A 20,448-nucleotide genomic window follows, 5' to 3' on the forward strand; every position below is an offset into this window, starting at 1 on the left:
GGAACCGTTATGACCAGCAACGCACCATCCTCGCAAATCTCTCAGGCCCATTTGCTGCCTGTCTTCGCGCGCGCGGATGTTGCCTTCGAGCGCGGTGAAGGTTCCTGGCTGATTTCGACCACCGGCTAGCGCTATCTCGATTTCACCAGCGGCGTGGCGGTGAATGCGCTCGGCCACGCGCATCCGCATATGGTCGCCGCCTTGCAGGAACAGGCCACCAAGCTCTGGCACATGTCGAACCTGTTCAAGAGCCCGGATGGCGAGCGCCTTGCTGCGCGGCTGTGCGAAAACTCGTTCGCGGATTTCGTGTTCTTCGCCAATTCCGGCGCCGAGGCGATGGAATGCGCGCTGAAGGTCACGCGGCATTATCACTTCGCCAAGGGCAACCCCGAGCGCACGCGCATCATCACCTTTGAAGGCGCATTCCATGGCCGGACCCTCGGCACGCTGGCGGCCACGGGCGCCGCCAAGTATCTCGAAGGCTATGGCAAGCCGCTCGATGGTTTCGACCAGGTGCCGCTTGGCGATCTCGATGCGGTGAAAGCCGCGATCGGTCCGGAGACCGCCGGCATCGTCATCGAGCCGCTGCAGGGCGAAGGCGGCGTGCGCGCTGCGTCGAACGCCTTCTTCAAGGCGCTGCGCGAATTGTGCGACAAGAACGGCATCCTGCTGATCTTCGACGAGGTGCAGACCGGCATGGGCCGCACCGGTACGCTGTTCGCCTATGAGCGCCTCGGCGTGACGCCGGACGTGATGTCGCTGGCCAAGGCACTCGGTGGTGGCTTCCCGATCGGCGCGTGCTTGGTCACCGCTGCGGCGGCCGAAGGCATGGCGCCGGGCTCGCATGGCTCCACCTTCGGCGGCAATCCGCTGGCGGTGGCTGCGGCCAATTCCGTGCTCGATGTGATGCTGGAGCCCGGCTTCTTCGATCAGGTGAAGCAGAAGACGCTGCTGCTGAAACAGAAACTCGCCAGCGTGGTCGATCGCTATCCGACCGTGCTTGCAGAGGTGCGCGGCGAAGGCATGCTGATCGGCCTCAAGGCCGTGGTGCCGGCGGCCGATCTCGTCGGCGCGCTGCGCGATGCCAAACTGCTGACGGTGGGAGCCGGCGACAATGTCGTGCGTTTCCTGCCGCCGCTGATCGTGACTGAAAGCGATATCGAGGAAGCCGTGCAGCGTCTGGAACAGGCCTGCACCGTGCTGTCCAAGGGAACTGAAAAGGGAGCCGTGTGATGAACACGACTCCGCGGCACTTCCTTGATCTCACGGCGGTCTCCGCCGGTGAGCTGCGCAACATTCTCGATGCAGCCAACGCCATGAAGGCCAAGCTGAAGAGCCAAAAAGACAGCAGCGCCGATCGCGATCATCCGCTGAAGAACAAGACGCTGGCGATGATCTTCGAAAAGCCCTCGACGCGCACGCGCGTGTCGTTCGAGGTCGGCATGCGTCAGCTCGGCGGTGAAGTCGTCATGCTGACCGGCGCAGAAATGCAGCTCGGTCGCGGCGAGACGATCGCCGATACGGCGCGGGTGCTGTCGCGTTTCGTCGACATCATCATGATCCGCATCCTCAATCATGACTCGCTGATGGAGCTGGCCAACAATGCCACCGTGCCCGTCATCAACGGCCTGACGCGTTTCTCGCATCCGTGCCAGGTGATGGCGGACGTGATGACCTATGAAGAGCATCGCGGTGCCATCAAGGGCCGCACCGTTGCCTGGGTCGGCGACGACAACAATGTGCTGATGTCCTGGGCCCATGCGGCCGAGCGCTTCAAGTTCAAGCTGAACATCGCCACGCCGCCGCAGCTGTCGCCGAAGAAGGCGTTCAAGGACTGGGCGAAGGCGTCGGGTGCCGACATCACCTTCTCGCACGATCCCGATGCCATGACCAAGGGCGTCGATTGCGTGGTTACCGACACCTGGGTGTCGATGGGCGACAAGGAGGGCGAGACGCGCCACAATCTCCTGAAGCCGTATCAGGTCAATGAGCGGCTGATGGGTCTGGCGAACAAGGACGCACTGTTCATGCACTGCCTGCCCGCCCATCGCGGCGAGGAAGTCACGGATGCGGTCATCGATGGTCCGCAATCGGTGGTGTTCGACGAAGCCGAGAACCGTCTGCATGCGCAGAAGGGGATTCTGGCGTGGTGTCTGGGCGCGGTGAAGTAAACACGGTACCCGACTGTCGCCGCAACACACTCTCACTGTCATCGCCCGGCTTGACCGGGCGATCCAGTATACACTGACGTCAATGATAGCACCGCGGTGCCGGTGTCTACTGGATCCCCCGCTTTCGCGGGGGATGACAGTTTGAACGCGGTTCTTAAGCCGCCACCTTCTTCGGCGCGAAACGTCCATAGAACGTCTCGCCCTTCGCAGCCATTTCCTCAAGCAGCTTCGGCGGCGTGAACCGCGAGCCATATTTCGCTTCCAGCTTGTGGCAGAGCTCGACGAACTTCTTCGTGCCCATGAAGTCGATATAGCTCAGCGTGCCGCCGGTGAACGGGGCGAAGCCGAAGCCGAGGATCGATCCGACATCCGCTTCGCGCGGATCGACGATCACATTGTCCTCGACCGTGCGCGCGGCTTCCACCGCCTGCACCACCAGGAAGCGCTGTTTGAGCTCTTCCACGTCGAGCGTGTCGGGATCGACCGGCTTCGGCAGCAAGGGCGCAATGCCCTTCCACAGAGCCTTCGAGCCCTTGCCCTTCGGCGGATACTCGTAAAAACCCTTGCCGTTCTTGCGGCCGAAGCGCTCCTGCTTCTCCACCATCTCGACGATCAGCTTCTTTTGCGCCTGATCGACCGCCTGCGAGCCGAGATCGGCCTCGGTGGCCTTCATGATCTTCAGCACCAGGTCGAGTGCGATCTCGTCCGACAGCGACAGCGGGCCGACCGGCATGCCGGCCATTTTGGCGGTGTTCTCGATCATCGCCGGCGGCACGCCCTCGAGCAGCATTTCCAGGCCTTCGGCGGTGAAGCGCAGCACGCAGCGATTGGCGAAGAAGCCGCGGCTGTCATTCACGACGATCGGCGTCTTGCCGATGACGCGAATGTAGTCGAGCGCCGTGGCGAGTGCGACATCGCCGGTGTTCTTGCCGACGATGGTTTCCACCAGCATCATCTTCTCGACCGGTGAGAAGAAATGGATGCCGATGAATTTTGACTGGTCCTCGAATTCTTCGGCCAGCGAGTTGATCGGCAGGGTCGAGGTGTTGGAGGCGATGATCGCGCCTTCCTTCAGCAGCGGCTGGACCTTCTTGTAGATCTCGGCCTTGACCGCGCGATCCTCGAACACGGCCTCGATGACGAGGTCGCATTCCTTGATCACATTGAAGTCGGCGGTGGCCGTGATCTTCGACATCAGCGCGTCGCGATCGGCTTCCTTGGCGCGGCCCTTGGCGATCAGCCCGTCGATGACCGACTGGCAATGCGCACGGCCCTTGTCGGCGGCCGCCTGGTCGCGATCGATCAGCACCACGTCGATGCCGCCCTTCGCCGAGACATAGCCGACCGACGCACCCATGAAGCCGGCGCCGATGATGGCGAGCTTCTTGACCTTGGTCGGAGGGACATTCTGCGGACGGCGCGCGCCCTTGTTGAGCTCCTGCATGGACAGGAACAGGCTGCGGATCATCGCCGCTGCTTCCTTGGTCTGCAGGACGTGTGCGAAGTAACGCGACTCCACCCGCAGCGCCGCATCCATCGGCAATTGCAGGCCTTCATAGACGCACTGCATGATGGCGCGGGCGGCCGGATAGTTGTCAAACGTCTCGCGGCGATAGATGGCGTTGCCCGCCGGGAACATCATCATGCCCTGCTTGGAATAGACGGGGCCGCCGGGCAGCTTGAAGCCCTTCTCGTCCCATGGCGCCACAGCCTTGCCGCCGGCCTTGATCCATTCCTTGGCGGTCTTGATGAGATCGGCTGCCGGCACCACGGCGCCGACGATGTTCATCGCCTTGGCCTTGGCGAGATTGATCGCATCGCCCTTGAGCAGCATCTGCATCGTGTCCTGGGGCTGCAGCATGCGCGCAAGCCGTTGGGTGCCGCCACCGCCCGGGAACAGGCCGACCTTGATCTCGGGCAGGCCGAGGCGCGTCTTCGGGTTTTCAGCCGCGACACGGTAATGGCAGGCCAGCGTCACTTCGAATGCGCCGCCGAGCGCGAGGCCGTTGATGGCCGCGACCCACGGTTTGCCCGCGGTCTCGATCTTGCGCAGCGTCAGCGACAGCTTGCGGCTCTCGTCGAACAGCAGCTGTTGGGCGGCTTCCTCGCCCTTGGCTTTTTTCGTCTCGGCGAACACCTTGTTCATGCCTTCCAGCATGGACAGATCGGCGCCGGCGGAGAACGCATCCTTGCCGGAGGTGACGACGACGCCCTTCACGGCGGCATCCGCCGTGGTCTGGTCGACGATGGCGCCGAGTTCTTCGATGGTGGTGGTGTCGAGCACGTTCATTGAACGGCCGGGAATGTCCCAGGTAACGAGGGCGATGCCGTCGGCGTCGGTCTCAACCTTGAAATTCTTGAAGGTCATGTTGGCCGCTCCTTACACGCGTTCGATGATGGTGGCGGTGCCCATGCCGCCGCCGATGCAGAGAGTGACGAGGGCCGTCGACTTGCCAGTGCGCTCGAGTTCGTCGAGCACGGTGCCGAGGATCATGGCGCCGGTGGCGCCGAGCGGATGACCCATGGCAATGGCGCCACCGCAGACATTGATCTTCTCATTATCGATGTCGAAAGCCTGGATAAAGCGCAGCACCACCGAGGCGAAGGCTTCATTGAGTTCGAACAGATCGATGTCCGAGAGCTTCATGCCGGAGCGTTCCAGCACCTTCTTGGTGACATCCACCGGACCGGTGAGCATCATCGCCGGCTCGGAGCCGATATTGGCGAAGGCGCGGATCTTTGCACGCGGCTTCAGGCCGGCTTTCTTGCCAGCATCAAGGCTGCCGAGCAGCACGGCGGCGGCGCCGTCCACGATGCCCGACGAATTGCCGGCGTGATGGACGTAGTTTACCGCCTCGATTTCCGGATGCGACTGGATCGCGACGCCGTCAAAACCGCCCATGGCTGCCACGGTGGCGAAAGAGGGCTGCAATGCTGCGAGCGACTGCATCGTGGTGGACGGGCGCATATGCTCGTCCTTCGCCAGGATGGTCAGGCCATTGATGTCCTTGACCGGGACGATCGAGTTCTTGAAGCGACCTTCCTCCCACGCCTTGGCGGCGCGCTGCTGGCTCTGCACGGAGTAAGCATCGACGTCATCGCGCGAGAAACCGTATTTGGTCGCGATCAGGTCGGCGGAGACGCCCTGGGGCATGAAGTAGGCGGGAACGGCGATCGACGGATCGACCGGCCATGCGCCGCCCGACGCGCCGATGCCGACGCGGCTCATGGATTCCGCGCCGCCGCCGATGGTGAGTTCATGCTGGCCGGCCATCACCTGGGCGGCTGCGAAGTTCACGGCGTCGAGGCCGGACGCGCAGAAGCGGTTGATCTGGATGCCGGGGACATCATTGCCATAGCCGGCCGAGAGCGCCGCCATGCGGGCGATATCGCCGCCGGCTTCACCGACGGGATCGACCACGCCGAGAATGACGTCATCGATGCTGCCGGGCTTGAGGTTGTTGCGCTCCTTCAGCGCCTTCAGCGGCGCGGTGGCGAGCGCGAGCGCCGTCACCTCATGCAGCGAGCCATCGGACTTGCCGCGGCCGCGCGGCGTGCGAACGTGATCGTAGATATAGGCCTCGGGCATGGTGTCTCCCTTCGGATTTAATCCGGTTGTCCCATTGTCGTCGCCCGGCTTGACCGGGCGATCCAGTAAACGCGGGCGTTTGAGCTTGATCTGTGACGTTGGTGTCTACTGGATCCCCGCTTTCGCGGGGATGACAGTCGAGTGTGTTTTGACCACTATGATCAGAACGCTTCCGCCGGAAGCTCCATTGTCGTGGCGGCTCCCGTCTGGATGCGGGCGAGATGCACGGTGGTTTCCGGCAGCATCCGCTCCATGAAGAAGCGGCCGGTAACGAGTTTGGTGGTCAGGAACGGCGTTGCACCTTCGGCCGCGATCTTGTCCTGGGCGATCTTCGCCATCTTCGCCCACATATAGGCAAAGGCGGTGAGGCCGAACAGTTGCATGTAATCGGTGGCGCCGGCGCCGGCATTGTCGGGCTTGGCCATGGCATTGTTCATCAGCCACATGGTGGCCTGCTGCAGGTGGCCGAGCGCATTCGACAGCGGATCGACGTAAGGCTTCATGGCTTCGTCGCCGCCATGCTCCTTCGCAAAAGCCGCAACCTCGCCGAAGAAGGCCATCGCGGCACGGCCGCCATCGCGCGGCAGCTTGCGGCCGACGAGATCCAGCGCCTGGATGCCGTTGGCGCCTTCATAGATCATGGCGATGCGGGCATCGCGCACGAACTGTTCCATGCCCCATTCGGCGATATAGCCGTGGCCGCCGAACATCTGCTGTGCCGACACCGCATTGGCGAAACCGCCATCGGTGAGCACGCCCTTCAGCACCGGAGTCATCAGGCCCATGTGATCGTCAGCGGCCTGGCGCTCCTTCGGGTCTTCCGAGCGATGGGCGACGTCGCTCTTCAGCGCGGTCCATACCACCATGGCGCGGGCGGCTTCGTTGAAGGCGCGGATGGTGAGCAGTGTGCGGCGCACGTCCGGATGCACCATGATCGAATCCGCCGCCTTGTCCGGCGACTTCGGCCCGGTCAGCGAACGGCCCTGCAGACGGTCCTTCGCGTAAGCGACAGCGTTCTGATAAGCGACTTCCGACTGCGCGAGGCCCTGCACGGCAACGCCGAGACGGGCTTCGTTCATCATCACGAACATGCCCTGCATGCCCTTGTTCTCTTCGCCGATCAGCCAGCCTGTGGCATTGTCGTAATTCATCACACAGGTGGAATTGCCGTGGATGCCCATCTTGTGCTCGATGGAGCCGCAGACGACGCCATTGCGCGCGCCGAGCGAGCCATCGTCATTGACCAGCACCTTGGGCACCACGAACAGCGACACGCCCTTGATGCCGGCCGGTGCGCCTTCGATGCGTGCCAGCACGAGATGGATGATGTTGTCGGCCATGTCGTGTTCACCGGCCGAGATGAAGATTTTCGTGCCGGAGATTTTGTAGCTGCCGTCGCCCTGCGGCACCGCCTTGGTGCGGAGCAGGCCGAGATCGGTGCCGCAATGCGGCTCGGTCAGGTTCATGGTGCCGGTCCATTCGCCGGACACCATCTTTGGCAGGTACTTGCTCTTCTGCTCGTCCTTCCCATGCACGATCAGTGCGGCGGTCGCGCCCATGGTGAGGCCGCCATACATGGAGAACGCCATGTTCGCCGAGATCTGGAATTCCGCGACGGTCTGCGACAACGTCACCGGCAGGCCCTGGCCACCATATTCAACGGGCGCGGAGAGGCCGAGCCAGCCGCCTTCAGTCACCTGCTTGAACGCATCCTTGAAACCCTTTGGCGTGGTGACGCTGCCATCGTCGTTCCGCTTGCAACCTTCGAGGTCGCCGACGCGGTTCAGCGGCTGCAGCACTTCCTCGCTGAGCTTGGCGGCTTCTCCAAGGATCGCCTCGCGCACATCCGCCGATGCGTCGGCGAAGCCGGGGAGATTGTTGTAGCGGTCGAACTGGAACACGTCATTGAGCAGAAAGCCGACGTCTTCGAGCGGCGCTTTGTAACTGGGCATGGAATCCTCCCCGGTTGGATTTCGTTGTTCAGTTGCGGCGACCTGCGGTCAGTCTACAGCATCGCCAGGTGATGGTGGCTTGAATCTGCAGGCGCCTTATTGCCGCGCCAGCATTTCACCCATGAGACGGTGCAACAGATTGATCGCCTTGAGCGGACGCACCATCACCTTGAAATGGGTGATGCGGCCATCGGCATCGAAAGTGATCATGTCGATGCCATTGATCTTGATGCCCTCGATCTCGTTCTCGAATTCGAGCACGGCCGAGGTCTCGTTGCGCCATTCGCCGATATAGGTGAAGCCGGGGCCGCCCAGCACCTGTTCGGCCGCGGCGAGATATTTGAACACGATGTCACGGCCACGCTGTGGTGAATGCACCACCGGGCTCTCGAACACCGCATCGGGATGCAGCAGCTCCTTGAGCGCCGCATGGTCGTGGGACGTCATAAAGCCATACCACTTGTCGAGGCCCGGCATTTGATTGCCTTGCATTGCCATCGGCGGTCTCCGCGTTTCCATACACCCTTGCATGGAAACTAGCGCGGGCGGATGGATTTCGTCAATACACTTGTGTATGGTTGGTTCATGGACGAGCAAGTGACCAAGGACAGGCTGACCCGCACGGCGTGGCTCGATCACGGCCTCCGCATTCTGGCGCGGCAGGGTGCGGCTGCGCTCAAGGTCGGAGATCTCGCTGCCGGGCTGAACGTCTCGCGCGGAAGTTTCTATTGGCATTTCAAGGACATCGGAGAATTTCGCCTGCAGCTTCTGGAGCGTTGGCAGGAGCGCACCACCGATCAGGTTCTGGAGCAGACTGACGCCTCGACCACCGGCGCAGCGCGCCTGACGCATCTCATGAAGCTGGCCTTCAACGAGGATCGCAGCCTCGATCGCTCGATCCGCGGGATGGCCTCGACCGACAAGGCTGTCGCCAAAATGGTGGCGTCCGTCGATGCCCGGCGCATTGCTTACATGGCGAATGTGTTGACCGAGGCGGGGGTCGAGAGCCGCCGCGCATTGTCGCGCGCCGAGTTTCTCTACTGGGCCTATATCGGCCAGTCCGCGGTGATGGATCCGCGCCATGACTCGATGACCGAGCGCGACATCGACGACCTCAGCGCGTTGTTCACGCGCTAAGTGCGGTGTTCACGCCCTGAAACATCCGAGGCGCGAACGCCTCATCCTACCTATGAATCCGCGCAAGTGTATCGTCCGATTAACATTTAAGGCGCGGATACGGGCATCCTTAACCCGTTATTTACCCTAACCCTGAAAAGTCCGGACTGAGGCAGACCACCGCGTTCCCGTTTCGAATTTCTTCATCTTGGGACGCGTGGAGGCTGCAGGCGCTGGTTGGCGTCAGGCTCGTAACCGGACCAAAGCATGAATTCGCGCGTATCGTGGAGTGTTGAGGGGATGGACCCATCGGTTCGTGAGCGGGCCGAAGCCGCTGCGCGCCGCGCGGGCATGTCCCTGACGGATTGGCTGAACACGACCATCGGCGAATCTCCGGTTGCTCCCGCGATGCATGGCTATGCCGATCATGCCCGGCCGACGGAAGCTCCCCAGGCGCCGCGCTATCAGGCGCGTCCCGGTCATTCACCGCGTGCGGCCATGCCGCCGCGTCCGGCAGCGATGCCGCAGCGCGACGTCGCCGAAGTCGCGGATATTCATCAGCGCCTCGACGCGATCGCACGCCAGATCGAAGAATTTTCGCGCCCGGCACCGCGCAGCAACAATGAGCCCGGCGTTGCGCGCCAGCTCAATGAAGCCATCTCGCGCCTCGATGCGCGTCTGTCGCAGATCAGCGAGCAGCCGCGTCGCGCTGCGCCGGCCTATCAGCCGCATTACGATCCGCGCCCGAATCCCGACATGGTCGAGCGTGCAGCCAATCAGGTCTATAGCTCGGCGCCGCCGTCCGATCCGTTCTCGCTCGATTTCGCGATCGCTGAGATCGCAGCGCGCCAGGATGAACTCGACGGCGCTCCGCGGATGGCACCACGCTATGCGCCGCCGATCGCTCCCCATGTGACGCCGCCGCCAGCGATGCCCGACATGTCGGGGCTGGAGCGCCAGCTATCGCAGATCACCAGCAAGATCGATGCACTGCAGCGGCCGAATGACAGCATCGAGCAATCGATTGCGACGTTCCGCAGCGAGCTCGCCGAGATCCGCACTGCGGTGACCGAAGCGCTGCCGCGTCGCGCCATCGAATCGATCGAAAACGAAATCCGCGCGCTCTCGCAGCGGATCGATGAAACGCGCTCCAGCGGCATTGATGCCGATGTGCTTGGCAATCTCGAACATGCGCTCGGCGACATCCACAAGACGCTGAAGACGTTGACGCCAGCCGAACAGCTCGCCGGCTTCGACCAGGCCATTAATAATCTCGGCAGCAAGATCGACCAGATCGTGCGTTCGAGCGACAATCCCGGCACGCTGGAGCAGCTCGAAGGCGCGCTCGCTGCCTTGCGCGCCATCGTCTCCAATGTCGCCACCAATGAAGCGGTCGGACGTCTCAGCGACGACTTGCAGCGTTTGTCGTCCAAGGTCGATCAGCTCGCCCAGAGCAGCGACACCAGTATGTTTGCCGCGCTCGAAGCGCGCATCATGACGCTGACCACGACGCTCGAAAATCGCGAGCGTCCGCAGGCCGCCAATTCGGACAATCTGGAAACCGCGCTCGCGGCACTCGCGCAGCGCCTCGATCACCTGCCGGTCGGCAACGACCAGTCCTCCGCCTTCACGCATCTGGAGCAGCGTGTCTCCTATCTGCTGGAGCGGATGGAGAGCATCAGCGATCCGCGCGCCGCCAACAATCTCGGCCGCGTCGAGGACGGCCTGCAGGACATTCTGCGCCATCTCGAACGCCAGCAGACGATGTTCGCCGCGGCGCTGAGCGACAGCCGCGCCGAATCCGGCCTGGTCGATTCGTTCAAGCGCGAACTGTCCGACATGCGCTTCAGCCAGTCGGAAACCGATCGCCATCTGCAGGATTCGATGGAGGTCGTGCATTCGACCCTCGGCCATGTGGTCGATCGTCTGGCCAAGATCGAGGGCGATCTGCGCAATGTCAGCGCGCGTCCGGCCCTGCAGCAGCCCGTGCCGGCCGCAGCGCCAATGCCGCCTGCGCCGCAGCCCGCTCCGATGCAGCAGTCGCCGATGCAGCCGGCCATGGCCGCGCCGCCGCGTCCGCAAATGCCCAATCCGGTGAAGCCGCAGGTTGCTGCGCCGTCGCAGATCGAAGTGCGTCCGCCGCAGGCGCATTTCGACGCCGCGCCGCGCGATTTCGCCGCGACCGCGATTTCGAGCGAGCCTGCACCTGCGTTCCAGGTGCCGAAGGCCATCAGCGATATTCTCGATCCGAAGCCGGCGCCAAAGCCGGCCGCGCCACCGGTCACCGTCGAGCGTCCGTCGTCGCCGCGTCCGATGGTCGATCCGCAATTGCCGCCCGATCATCCGCTTGAGCCTGGCACACGCCCGCAAGGTCGCGGTGCCTCGCCGTCGGAACGTATCGCCGCGTCGGAAGATGCGATCAGCGAGATCGCCGGTGCCGCTCCGGAGCCCGCGAGCGCATCGAGCTTCATTGCCGCCGCGCGCCGCGCTGCGCAGGCAGCCGCCTCGACGGGTGAGAAACCCAAGGGGGCCAAGACCGCTCCGCAAGCCGAGGGCGAGAAGGGCCCATCTACCATTGGCTCGAAGATCCGTTCGCTGCTGGTCGGCGCGAGCGTCGTCCTGATCGTGCTCGGCTCGTTCAAGATGGCGATGACGCTGCTGGACGACGGCGGATCGCAGCCGCCGATGGCCGCGAACAGCCATACGCCGCCGCTCTATCTCGATGCGCCGAAGGCAAACGAGATTCAGCCGCAAGCGCCGGCTTCGTCCATCGGTGCGCCGACATCGGCGCCGTCGATCGGCAAGCAGTCGCTGATCGCGCCGACGCCTGAAGCCGCGCCTGCGCCGCAGCAGGCACCGGTGCCGCAGGCGGCGCCCGTTCCTTATATCTCGTCCGATGTGACCGGCAGCATTGCCGCGCCGCAAACAGGCTTGCCAGCGGCTCCGACGCTGCTGCCACCAAGCGGTCAGAAACTTGGAACGGTGACGATTCCTGCCGGCGAGAAATTGCCTGATGGCATCGGTGGTGCAGCACTGCGTAGTGCTGCGCTGAAGGGCGATGCGACGGCTGCCTTCGAAGTCGGTGTGCGCTTCGCCGAAGGCCGCGGCGTGCCGCAGAGCTATGAAGAAGCCGCCAAGTGGTATGACCGCGCGGCGCAGGCCGGCGTCGTGCCCGGCATGTTCCGCCTGGGCACGCTGTATGAAAAGGGCCTCGGCCTGAAGAAGGACTGGGAGATCGCGCGCCGCTACTACATGCAGGCGGCCGAACGCGGCAATGCCAAGGCGATGCACAATCTCGCTGTGCTCGATGCCGATGGCGGCACCCGTGGCGCCAATTACAAGAGCGCGTCGCTCTGGTTCCGCAAGGCCGCCGATCGCGGTGTGGCCGACAGCCAGTTCAATCTCGGCATCCTCTATGCGCGTGGCATTGGCGTCGATCAGAACCTCGCCGAGAGCTTCAAGTGGTTCAGCCTCGCCGCCGCCGCGGGCGATGTCGATGCCGGCAAGAAGCGTGACGATGTGGCCAAGCGCCTCGATCCGCAGTCGCTGGCTGCAGCGAAGCTCGCGATCCAGACTTTTGTGCCGGAAGGCCAACCGGAAGATGCGCTCAATGTCGCAACGCCTGCCGGTGGCTGGGACAATGCACCGGCACAAGCCGCCAAATCCGCGAACAGCAAGCGCGCTGCACGTTGAAGAATGTTCGGACCTTAGGATGGGTTGAGCGAAGCGATACCCATCACAACCATCCGTGCTCGTGGTGATGGGTATCGCTTCGCTCAACCCACCCTACGAGATCGCATTTAATCGCTCGAATGTTCGAACCCGCGGTCTTATTTCCTCAACAAAGCTTCATCAGACTTGATTGCTGAAGCGTGAGGAATTCGATTTGTCTTTGCATGGTGACGATCCGCAGTCGCGGCCATCCGCCCCATCTGCCGGCCCCTGGAGCATTCCCCGCGTTGCGCCGCCGCAGCAGCAGCAGCGAAACTCGCAGCAGTCTCCACCAGAGCCAGAACCCGCACAGCGCTGGCGCCCGAGCCTGATGACCATTGCTTTTGCGGTGCTGCTGTTCGGCGGCCTGGGCATCCGCGCCTATAAGGATCTCTCCACGCCCGAAGCCTGGTCCTACTGGAAGGATCTGTACGTCTCGCCGAGCATGAGCGCCGAGGTGATCGACAATGTCGATCTCGGAAAATCGGGTCGCAAGGCGCTGGCGATCTCCGGCAAGATTGGCGCTGCCAGCGCCACCTGGTTTCGTGAACAGCTGGATCAAGCCAAGCTGCAGCCAGGCGATATCGTGCTGATGTCGTCGCCCGGCGGCAATCTGAGCCAGTCCATGATCATGGGCGAAGTGATCCGCGCCCGCGGCCTCTCGACGGCCGTCGGCACGGCAGATGCCGATGGGCGCATCAAGCCATCCTTCTGCGCCAGCGCCTGTGTCACGGCCTATGCCGGTGGCAAGGTGCGCATCGGCATCGATGGCTCGCGGCTCGGCGTACATCGCTTCTCCTCGCCAAGGGTGAGGGACGATGCCGAGGCTTCCGCGCAGCGCACCATGGGTTTTGTGCTGAGCTACATGACCAAGATGGGCGTCTCGTCATCGGTGGTGGAGGCGATGTCCGGCACCGAGAAGATCCGCTGGCTCACCGGTGGCGAGGCATCGAGCATGAATCTGGTCACCGATCCCGTGCAACGCAGTTGAGATCAAGCTTTGCAAGCAAGCCATTTACCACAGCAGCGGTTGCTGGTCCGATCCGGCGAAAAAGGGGCCATTCGCCGGAATCTTTGATCCCATCGCAGGACGATATCGTCTAAGAGGGAATTGCGGCCCCATCCGCGCCGCCTCAAGAACAATGCCGCGCGTGGCTTTGGCCAGAACTCCAGGGCCCGACGCGGCGCCAATCTCGAAGCGAACGCGCGTGCAGCTGTACCTCCCGATCGCCGACCTTCCCGTCAACGTGCTGCTCATCCTGGCGATGGGCGCCGCGGTCGGCTTCGTGTCGGGCATGTTCGGCGTCGGCGGCGGCTTCCTGATGACGCCGCTGCTGATTTTCATCGGCATTTCGCCGGCGGTTTCGGTGGCCTCGGTGGCCAGCCATATCGCCGCCTCGTCCTTCTCCGGCGCATTGTCCTACTGGCGGCGCCGCGCGATCGACCCTGCGCTGGCAGGGGTGTTGCTCACCGGCGGCATCGCCGGCACGGCGCTCGGCGTCTGGGTGTTCACGCTGCTACGCAATCTCGGCCAGCTCGATCTCACCATCGCGCTGTCCTACGTGATCCTGCTCACGGGTGTCGGCAGCGCCATGTTCTGGGAAGGCCTGCGCGCGCTGATCCGGCTGCGTCGCGGCACGCCGGTCACCTTTCGCCGGCCCGGCAGCCATAACTGGGTGCATGGCCTGCCGCTGAAAATGCGCTTCAAGCGCTCGAAGATTTATCTCTCGGTGATTCCCGTCGTCGCTGTCGGCCTGCTGATCGGCTTTATCGGCGCGGTCATGGGCATCGGCGGCAGCTTCATCCTGATCCCGATCCTGATCTACTGGCTGCGCGTGCCCACCGCGACGGTGCTTGGCACCTCGATGGTGCTGACGCTGGTCACCATGATCATCGCCACGCTGCTGCATGCGGTGACCAATCACCTCGTCGATGCCGTGCTGGCGCTGATCCTGATGGTCGGCGGTGTCACCGGCGCGCAATTCGGCGCGCGTGCCGGGCAGAAGATCCGCGGCGAGCATCTGCGCCTGCTGCTCGGCCTGCTCATCCTCGCCGTCGGCATCCGCTTCGCCGCGCAACTGGTGATCCAGCCGGACGACCTGTTCATCGTCCGCGATCTCTCCGGAGGTGGTGGGTCATGATGTGGGCCTGGCTGATTGCGATCCTCGCTCTGTTGCTCAGCGCGGTCGCGCCTGTGCGGGCCGAACGGCTGATCGTGTCGGTGTCCAATCATCGCGTCACCGTCACGCCGAATTATGCCGGTGAGGAACTGGTCCTGTTCGGCTCCGTCGAGAAGGACGACAAGACGCCGCCGGCCCGCAGCAATTACAATCTGGTCGTTACGGTCTCCGGCCCGCGCACCGATCTCGTCACCTGGCGCAAGCAGCGCCGCTTCGGCATCTGGATCAATACGGAATCGCGCGAATTTCTGCAGGTGCCGGCCTATCTCGCGGTGTTCGCCAATCGCCCCATCGATGCCATCGCGCCGGTGGATGTGCAGCGCCGCCAGCAACTAGGCATCAACAATGTGCTGCTCACCCAGCGCGTCGGCACCGACTTTGCGGATGTGGTGTCCACCGATCCGTTCCGCAGCGCTTTCGTGCGGCTGCGCAAGGAACATGGCCTCTACCGCGAAGAGACCTCGGCAGTGACCTTCCTCACGCCGACGCTGTTTCGCACCACGATCCCGTTGCCGGCCGAAGTGCCCATCGGCACTTACGATGTCGAAATCGAGCTGTTCGCCGATGGCGCTTTCATCACCAAGACCGAAACTGCCTTCGACATCGTCAAGGTCGGCTTCGAGCAATTCGTCGCCAATGCCGCGCGCAATCATGGCCTGATCTACGGCGTGATGACGGCGATCATGGCGCTGCTGTCCGGTTGGGCGGCGTCGATCGTATTCCGCCGCGACTGATGCGAGAGGCTAAGCTTCTTCCTCGTCCAGTCCCCGCGCCATTGCACGCTTCGCAGCTTCGCGATGATCGTCATTGATATGCGTCGCCACCATTCGCAACGCGGTTGCGAGGATCGCGGCGTCATCGCCGAAGCCGAGGATCGGCAGCACATCCGGCACGAAATCGAACGGCAGGATGAAATAAGCGAGCGCGCCCAGCAGCGCCGCCTGCACATGGCGCGGCGTTTGCCGGTCGAAGGCACAATAATAGGCTGCGAGCAGGTCTTCCATGAAGGGCAGCTTCACGGCGAGTTTCTTCAGCTTGCGCCAGAATTGCTTGCGAACGCTTTCGCGGTCCTGCGCCAGCCGGTCGGCGGGCTCAAATCCCACGCTATGTTCGGTGGCCATGCTTTGATCCTCTCAATGACGCTCGATCTAACCTCGCCCCGCTTGCGGGGAGAGGTCGGCGCGCAGCGCCGGGTGCGGGGGCTCTTCACACGCGCCGAGTCTGCGGAGGCTCCCCCTCATCCGTCGCGGACTTCGTCCGCGCCACCTTCTCCCTGCAAGCGGGGAGAAGGCAGAGCTTGCGCCTCGACTTATTTGGTCACGTTCTACAGCACTGCAACGTTACCCGTTCAGCCGCTTTGCGATCGCATCCATCGCCTTGGCCAGGTCGACATCCTTCTGGGTCACCCCATCGGCGTCGTGGGTGGACAGCACCACCTCCACGGTTTTGTAGACATTGCGCCATTCGGGATGGTGATCGCTCTTCTCGGCCACCAGCGCCGCCCGCGTCATGAAGCCGAAAGCCTCGTTGAAGTCCTTGAAGGTAAAAGTCCGCTCAATGGCGTCCCGGCCCTTGGCCTCGCTCCAGCCAGTCAGTTCCTTCAGCGCCGCCTTGCGCCCGTCCGCCGATAGCCGATCCACCATGGCAACCTCCTGTATCACCTGAACTTTACCCCAACGCGCAATGACACATCATCGATCCATGCCACAATAAGGCAGCAAATTCCGCGCATGGACCGCTAACCACGCGTCCCGGTAACCATGCTGGCTTTGGAACGGGCACGGGGTCCGGAACTTTGATAGACTGCGGCTCTAACCCACTTTGGTGACAATGGACTTGAAGCGCCTGTTTTCGAGATCGATGACGGATGGACCCGAGGTCATTGGACCGGTCGGGCTTCCGTCGCCGCGTTCGGTCCGGCGCAAGATGACATTGATCACGCTGGCCGGCACGCTGGCGATCGTCGCTGCCGTCGCCGGCGCCTATTACTTCGCAATGAAGCCCGTGCCGCTGAAGATTGCGGTCGGGCCTGCCAATAGCGACGACGTCAAGGTCGTGCAGGCGCTGGTGCAGGCTTTTTCACGCGATCATCGCACGGTGCGATTGCGCCCGCAGATTACCGATGGCGCCACGGCGAGCGCGCAGGCTTTGGCCGATGGCAAAGCCGATCTCGCTGTCATCCGCGGCGATCTCCCCGTACCCAAAAACGCGCGAGCGGTGGCGACTCTTCGCAAGAATGTCGCCGTGCTGTGGGTGCCGGCGCCGGCCAAGGGCACGGTCCGCGGCAAGAAGGCGGCGGCCAAGATCACCAAGATTCCTGACCTCGCCGGCAAGCGCATTGGCGTGATCGGCAAGACGCAAGCCAATGTCAATTTGCTCAACGTCATCCTGCGTCAGTATGGCGTCGATCCCGCCAAGGTGACGATCCAGCAGTTCTCTACGACCGATGTCGCTGAAGCCGTGAAAGACCAGAAGGTCGATGCCTTCATCGCGGCCGGCCCCGTCAACAGCAAGATCACGGGTGAGGCGCTGCAGGCGACCACGCGTGATGGCGGCACGCCGACCTTCCTCGCCATCGATTCCGCAGATGCGATCGCGCAGAATTATCCGGTCTATGAGGCCTCTGAAATTCCGGCGGGTACTTTCGGCGGCGCACCGGCGCGCCCGGATGATGATGTCAAGACCATCAGCTTCTCACATCACATCGTGGCGCGGCAGGGCCTGTCCGAAGTGACGGTTGCGGCGCTGACGCGGCAGCTGTTTGCGATCCGCCAGCAGATCATCAACGACTTCCCGCTCGCCGCGAAGATCGAAACGCCTGACACGGACAAGGATGCTGTCATCCCCGCGCATCCCGGCGCTGCCGCCTATGTGGACGGCGAAGAGAAGACCTTCCTCGATCGCTACAGCGATTACATCTGGTGGAGCCTGATGGGCCTGTCGGCCATGGGCTCGGCGGGTGCGTGGTTCGCGAGCTATTTCCGCCGCGACGAGCGCAATGTGAATGTCTCGCAGCGCGACCGCCTGCTCGACATGATCGCGATCGCGCGCAAATGCGATTCGCTCGAAGAGCTCGACAGCATGCAGACCGAAGCCGATGGCATCCTGCGCGATACACTCACGTGCTATGAGCATGGCGCGATTCAGGAAGGCACATTGACCGCCTTCAACATCGCGCTCGAGCAATTCCACAACGCCGTCGCTGATCGCAAGGCGCTGATCGGCATGATCCCGCCGGAGCCAGCGCGCCAGATGCCGCGACCGCTCGCGGTTTAGCGCTTGAGATAGCGCCAGCCGACCACGACGCCGCTGATCGAGACGATGCAGCCCAGGATCGACAGCAGGATCACCACGATATCCCAGGCCGGGCGATATTTCAGCAGCAGCTGGAAGTCGAGACTGTGCAAGGCATTGAACATCCAGCGATAGGTGCGGCGGCTCGAATCCACGTGGCCAAGGACATCGCCGGTGACCGGGCTGATGTGAATCCAGGTCTGCGCATCGTCGTTGAACACCGCGCGGAGAACCGGGAATTCGCGGTCGCGATGGTGGGCGTACCAGTAGAAATCCGGTTCTTTCAGCTCGATTTTGTCCGTCAGTTGCGAGCGCGGGAGCAGTTTTGTTGCGGCAGTCCAGAGGCGGTCTTGTGGCAACACAGCGGCAGTACCCGTGGCGGCATCCAGCACCGTTCGTTCGCCACTACGAGAATTCGTAATCACCAGCGGCATGCCATCGACCCAGGTGAAGCGCGCCTCGACTGCCGGATGGTGCGCGATTGGCCACTTTGCTGCGAAGGTTGCCGCGTCATGACCAGCGTAACGCTGCAGCATCTCGCGCGCCGTGTTGCGGTCGGCGAAGAAGTTGCCGGGATTGACCGAGAGCCAGCCTGAGAACATCCAGGTCAGGATGAAGGCGCCGGCGATCAGGCCGGTGATGTGATGCCAGGCCATCCAGCCGCGATAGGGCGTTATATTTCCATTGGCATAACGCCGCTTCAGGCGCATGCGCAGGATGCCGACCCAGATTCCGGTGATACCGACCACGAGGCAGATGCCGGACGACCACAGGATCACCTGCCGCCAGAGCGGTTGGTCCTGGCGCAGGATGGTCGGATAGATCCAATGCGGGATCGAGCCGAGCCAATTCCACACACGTTCGGTGCGATCGGTGTCGAGGGCGATCTCGCCGGAGCGGGAGGAGATGTAAAGTTTTGTGCCGGCGTCATCGCCGAGATTGATGAGATAGAACGGCCGCAAAGGATCGTAGCGTGCGACGACGCTCCATTGATCACGGTCGATCATCTCCTCGAAGCGAGGTGATTTGCTTGCAGGATGCATTGCGGCGATGGCAAGGGCTTGTTGTCCGGAAATCTCGGTGATCGCGCGGCCATCGACAGCCGAGATCGTTTGACGTTTGCCGCTCCAGTCGCCCAGTCGATAGACCGGCTCATCAGCCAGCATCATCAATCGCAGCTCGCGTGGATAGCGCGTGCTGCCCGCGGCCTTCATTGCATCGTCGGGAGACAGCGTTGCTTTCTCCCACGCGATGTCCGGCAGCGCCGCCAGCCTCTCCTTGTCGGAGAGGCCGGGGAAGGCGACATACATCATCACCACGCCCGAGATGAACCACATGGCGAAGAACAGGCAGGTGACGATGCCGATCCAGCGATGGGTGAGATACAGCCAGTGCCGGAACGTTCGATTAAGTCTGAGAGGCATTGAGATCGGTTCGCTTTTTCCTTCTCCCTCTCCCGCTCTTGCGGCGGAGGGCCGGGGTGGGGGAGGCACTACGCTCCGACGTCACGTGGGGCGCCCCCACCCTGACCCTCCCCCGTAAAGAACGGGGGAGGGAACACGCAGGCCTCGGTCTAGAACTTCACATTCACAGCCAGCTGCGCGGTGCGCGGCATGCCCAGGATCCACTGATTGTCGCTATAGCTCGACGTCGCATAGATCTTGTCGAACAGGTTGTAGACGCGCAGCGACACCGTGGTGTTGATGTCGGGCTTCCATTGCACGCCGGCATTGACGAGCATGTAGCTCGGCATTTCCAGCGTATTGGCATTGTCAGCATAGGTCTTGCCGACAATCTGCACGCCGGCATTGGCCGACCAGTTCGGCGCAAAGCCCCAGGTCGCCCAGATATTCGAGACATTCTGCGGCACGTTGAACGGGACATTGCCGGCATAGTTGACGCCGCTGGCCTGCAGGAAGTCGTCATACTTCGCGCGCAGGAAGGCGGTGTTGGCATCGATGCGCCAGCCGTAATCGAGCAGCAGGCCGATCGAGGCTTCGACGCCGCGCGAAGATTGCTGGCCGACTTGCTGAACGATCCCGCCGCTGCCGGGGACGACTGCGAGCAGATTGTTTTTCACGATCTCATAGCCGGCGAGTGTCCATTCGCCGCGGCCGCCCCAGAAGGATTGCTTGACGCCGATCTCGGCCTGCTTGCCGATGGCGAGGTCGAATTTCGAATTGGCATTGCTGGCGGAGATCAGGCCGCCGATCGTATCCGCAGCGGTGGAATACTGACCGTAGAAAGCAAGATTCTGGATCGGCGTGTAGACGGCGCCGACGCGCCATGAGGTGGCCGAATAATCCCGCGTATAGCTGTTGGCGGGATTGCGGAAGTCGGTCCGCGTCACGCTCGGCTGGTCCTGACGGACGCCGGCGATCAGCGAGAATTGCTCGGTCACCGCCAGCCGGTTCTCGGCAAAGAACGCATATTGA

15 protein-coding genes and 1 pseudogene are annotated in these 20,448 nt (G+C 63.0%); 8 read left to right on the forward strand and 8 right to left on the reverse strand.

Annotation, left to right across the window (positions count from 1 at the left end):
* The first annotated feature begins 9 nt into the window (after positions 1 to 9).
* Both ACIQ2A_RS20890 and argF read left to right on the forward strand, forming a co-directional pair.
* Positions 10 to 1,233 (forward strand): annotated as a pseudogene (locus ACIQ2A_RS20890) (aspartate aminotransferase family protein).
* Positions 1,233 to 2,171, forward strand: coding sequence for an ornithine carbamoyltransferase (gene argF / locus ACIQ2A_RS20895; protein ID WP_398482908.1), 939 nt, complete (start codon positions 1,233 to 1,235; stop codon positions 2,169 to 2,171). The pseudogene ACIQ2A_RS20890 and the gene argF overlap by 1 nt, the downstream one beginning before the upstream one ends.
* Before the next feature lie 154 nt (positions 2,172 to 2,325).
* Here the strand turns inward: argF and ACIQ2A_RS20900 are convergent, their stop codons facing one another.
* The 4 genes from ACIQ2A_RS20900 to ACIQ2A_RS20915 form a co-directional block, all read right to left on the reverse strand.
* Complete coding sequence (locus ACIQ2A_RS20900; RefSeq protein ID WP_398482910.1) at positions 2,326 to 4,539, reverse strand: 3-hydroxyacyl-CoA dehydrogenase NAD-binding domain-containing protein; 2,214 nt, start codon at positions 4,537 to 4,539, stop codon at positions 2,326 to 2,328.
* Between the two features lie 12 nt (positions 4,540 to 4,551).
* Positions 4,552 to 5,760 carry an acetyl-CoA C-acetyltransferase gene (locus ACIQ2A_RS20905; protein WP_398482912.1) on the reverse strand — a complete coding sequence of 403 codons (1,209 nt, stop codon included), beginning with the start codon at positions 5,758 to 5,760 and terminating at the stop codon, positions 4,552 to 4,554.
* 161 nt (positions 5,761 to 5,921) lie between these two features.
* Complete coding sequence (locus ACIQ2A_RS20910) at positions 5,922 to 7,712, reverse strand: acyl-CoA dehydrogenase C-terminal domain-containing protein (RefSeq protein WP_398482914.1); 1,791 nt, start codon at positions 7,710 to 7,712, stop codon at positions 5,922 to 5,924.
* A 96-nt stretch (positions 7,713 to 7,808) separates the two neighbouring features.
* On the reverse strand, positions 7,809 to 8,189 hold the full coding sequence (locus ACIQ2A_RS20915) for a nuclear transport factor 2 family protein (RefSeq protein WP_398482938.1): 381 nt from the start codon (positions 8,187 to 8,189) through the stop codon (positions 7,809 to 7,811).
* Between the two features lie 108 nt (positions 8,190 to 8,297).
* Here ACIQ2A_RS20915 and ACIQ2A_RS20920 point away from each other — a divergent pair, with 108 nt between their 5' ends.
* From ACIQ2A_RS20920 to ACIQ2A_RS20940, 5 genes are all read left to right on the forward strand, one after another.
* Positions 8,298 to 8,849 (forward strand): TetR/AcrR family transcriptional regulator, encoded by a 552-nt coding sequence (locus ACIQ2A_RS20920; protein ID WP_398482916.1) that lies wholly within the window; start codon positions 8,298 to 8,300, stop codon positions 8,847 to 8,849.
* A gap of 246 nt (positions 8,850 to 9,095) precedes the next feature.
* Positions 9,096 to 12,521, forward strand: coding sequence for a hypothetical protein (locus ACIQ2A_RS20925; protein WP_398482918.1), 3,426 nt, complete (start codon positions 9,096 to 9,098; stop codon positions 12,519 to 12,521).
* 349 nt (positions 12,522 to 12,870) lie between these two features.
* A complete protein-coding gene (locus ACIQ2A_RS20930; RefSeq protein ID WP_398482920.1) occupies positions 12,871 to 13,530 on the forward strand; it encodes a hypothetical protein in 660 nt (219 codons plus the stop codon).
* Positions 13,531 to 13,747: 217 nt separating this feature from the next.
* Positions 13,748 to 14,680 carry a sulfite exporter TauE/SafE family protein gene (locus ACIQ2A_RS20935; RefSeq protein WP_398482923.1) on the forward strand — a complete coding sequence of 311 codons (933 nt, stop codon included), beginning with the start codon at positions 13,748 to 13,750 and terminating at the stop codon, positions 14,678 to 14,680.
* Positions 14,677 to 15,453, forward strand: coding sequence for a TIGR02186 family protein (locus ACIQ2A_RS20940; RefSeq protein WP_398482925.1), 777 nt, complete (start codon positions 14,677 to 14,679; stop codon positions 15,451 to 15,453). Before ACIQ2A_RS20935 ends, ACIQ2A_RS20940 begins: the two co-directional genes overlap by 4 nt.
* A gap of 9 nt (positions 15,454 to 15,462) precedes the next feature.
* On the opposite strand, the gene ACIQ2A_RS20945 is transcribed toward ACIQ2A_RS20940, so the two are convergent.
* Together ACIQ2A_RS20945 and ACIQ2A_RS20950 are read right to left on the reverse strand one after the other, a co-directional pair.
* Positions 15,463 to 15,840, reverse strand: a complete 378-nt coding sequence (locus ACIQ2A_RS20945) for a YkvA family protein (protein ID WP_398482927.1) — start codon at positions 15,838 to 15,840, stop codon at positions 15,463 to 15,465.
* Between the two features lie 219 nt (positions 15,841 to 16,059).
* The gene (locus ACIQ2A_RS20950) at positions 16,060 to 16,362 is read right to left on the reverse strand and encodes a 4a-hydroxytetrahydrobiopterin dehydratase (protein ID WP_398482929.1); all 303 of its coding nucleotides are present in this window, start codon (positions 16,360 to 16,362) and stop codon (positions 16,060 to 16,062) included.
* Between the two features lie 217 nt (positions 16,363 to 16,579).
* Here ACIQ2A_RS20950 and ACIQ2A_RS20955 point away from each other — a divergent pair, with 217 nt between their 5' ends.
* The gene (locus ACIQ2A_RS20955; protein ID WP_398482931.1) at positions 16,580 to 17,995 is read left to right on the forward strand and encodes a TAXI family TRAP transporter solute-binding subunit; all 1,416 of its coding nucleotides are present in this window, start codon (positions 16,580 to 16,582) and stop codon (positions 17,993 to 17,995) included.
* On the opposite strand, the gene ACIQ2A_RS20960 is transcribed toward ACIQ2A_RS20955, so the two are convergent.
* Complete coding sequence (locus ACIQ2A_RS20960) at positions 17,992 to 19,437, reverse strand: PepSY domain-containing protein (RefSeq protein ID WP_398482933.1); 1,446 nt, start codon at positions 19,435 to 19,437, stop codon at positions 17,992 to 17,994. The two genes, ACIQ2A_RS20955 and ACIQ2A_RS20960, sit on opposite strands and share 4 nt — an antisense overlap.
* Before the next feature lie 149 nt (positions 19,438 to 19,586).
* The coding region (locus tag ACIQ2A_RS20965) for a TonB-dependent receptor (RefSeq protein WP_398482935.1) at positions 19,587 to 20,448 on the reverse strand (862 nt) is incomplete at its 5' end.

Origin of the sequence: Tardiphaga sp. (assembly GCF_044336785.1) — a bacterium.
Classification (GTDB): domain Bacteria; phylum Pseudomonadota; class Alphaproteobacteria; order Rhizobiales; family Xanthobacteraceae; genus Tardiphaga.

Excerpts from the sequence above, each read along its gene's own strand:
- ACIQ2A_RS20960 (WP_398482933.1), bottom strand. The coding sequence starts at position 19,437 with ATGCCTCTCAGACTTAATCGAACGTTCCGGCACTGGCTGTATCTCACC.
- ACIQ2A_RS20920 (WP_398482916.1), top strand. The coding sequence starts at position 8,298 with ATGGACGAGCAAGTGACCAAGGACAGGCTGACCCGCACGGCGTGGCTC.
- ACIQ2A_RS20950 (WP_398482929.1), bottom strand. The coding sequence starts at position 16,362 with ATGGTGGATCGGCTATCGGCGGACGGGCGCAAGGCGGCGCTGAAGGAA.
- ACIQ2A_RS20925 (WP_398482918.1), top strand. The coding sequence starts at position 9,096 with ATGAATTCGCGCGTATCGTGGAGTGTTGAGGGGATGGACCCATCGGTT.
- ACIQ2A_RS20930 (WP_398482920.1), top strand. The coding sequence starts at position 12,871 with ATGACCATTGCTTTTGCGGTGCTGCTGTTCGGCGGCCTGGGCATCCGC.
- ACIQ2A_RS20940 (WP_398482925.1), top strand. The coding sequence starts at position 14,677 with ATGATGTGGGCCTGGCTGATTGCGATCCTCGCTCTGTTGCTCAGCGCG.
- ACIQ2A_RS20900 (WP_398482910.1), bottom strand. The coding sequence starts at position 4,539 with ATGACCTTCAAGAATTTCAAGGTTGAGACCGACGCCGACGGCATCGCC.
- ACIQ2A_RS20910 (WP_398482914.1), bottom strand. The coding sequence starts at position 7,712 with ATGCCCAGTTACAAAGCGCCGCTCGAAGACGTCGGCTTTCTGCTCAAT.
- ACIQ2A_RS20915 (WP_398482938.1), bottom strand. The coding sequence starts at position 8,189 with ATGCCGGGCCTCGACAAGTGGTATGGCTTTATGACGTCCCACGACCAT.
- ACIQ2A_RS20945 (WP_398482927.1), bottom strand. The coding sequence starts at position 15,840 with ATGGCCACCGAACATAGCGTGGGATTTGAGCCCGCCGACCGGCTGGCG.
- ACIQ2A_RS20905 (WP_398482912.1), bottom strand. The coding sequence starts at position 5,760 with ATGCCCGAGGCCTATATCTACGATCACGTTCGCACGCCGCGCGGCCGC.
- argF (WP_398482908.1), top strand. The coding sequence starts at position 1,233 with ATGAACACGACTCCGCGGCACTTCCTTGATCTCACGGCGGTCTCCGCC.
- ACIQ2A_RS20955 (WP_398482931.1), top strand. The coding sequence starts at position 16,580 with ATGACGGATGGACCCGAGGTCATTGGACCGGTCGGGCTTCCGTCGCCG.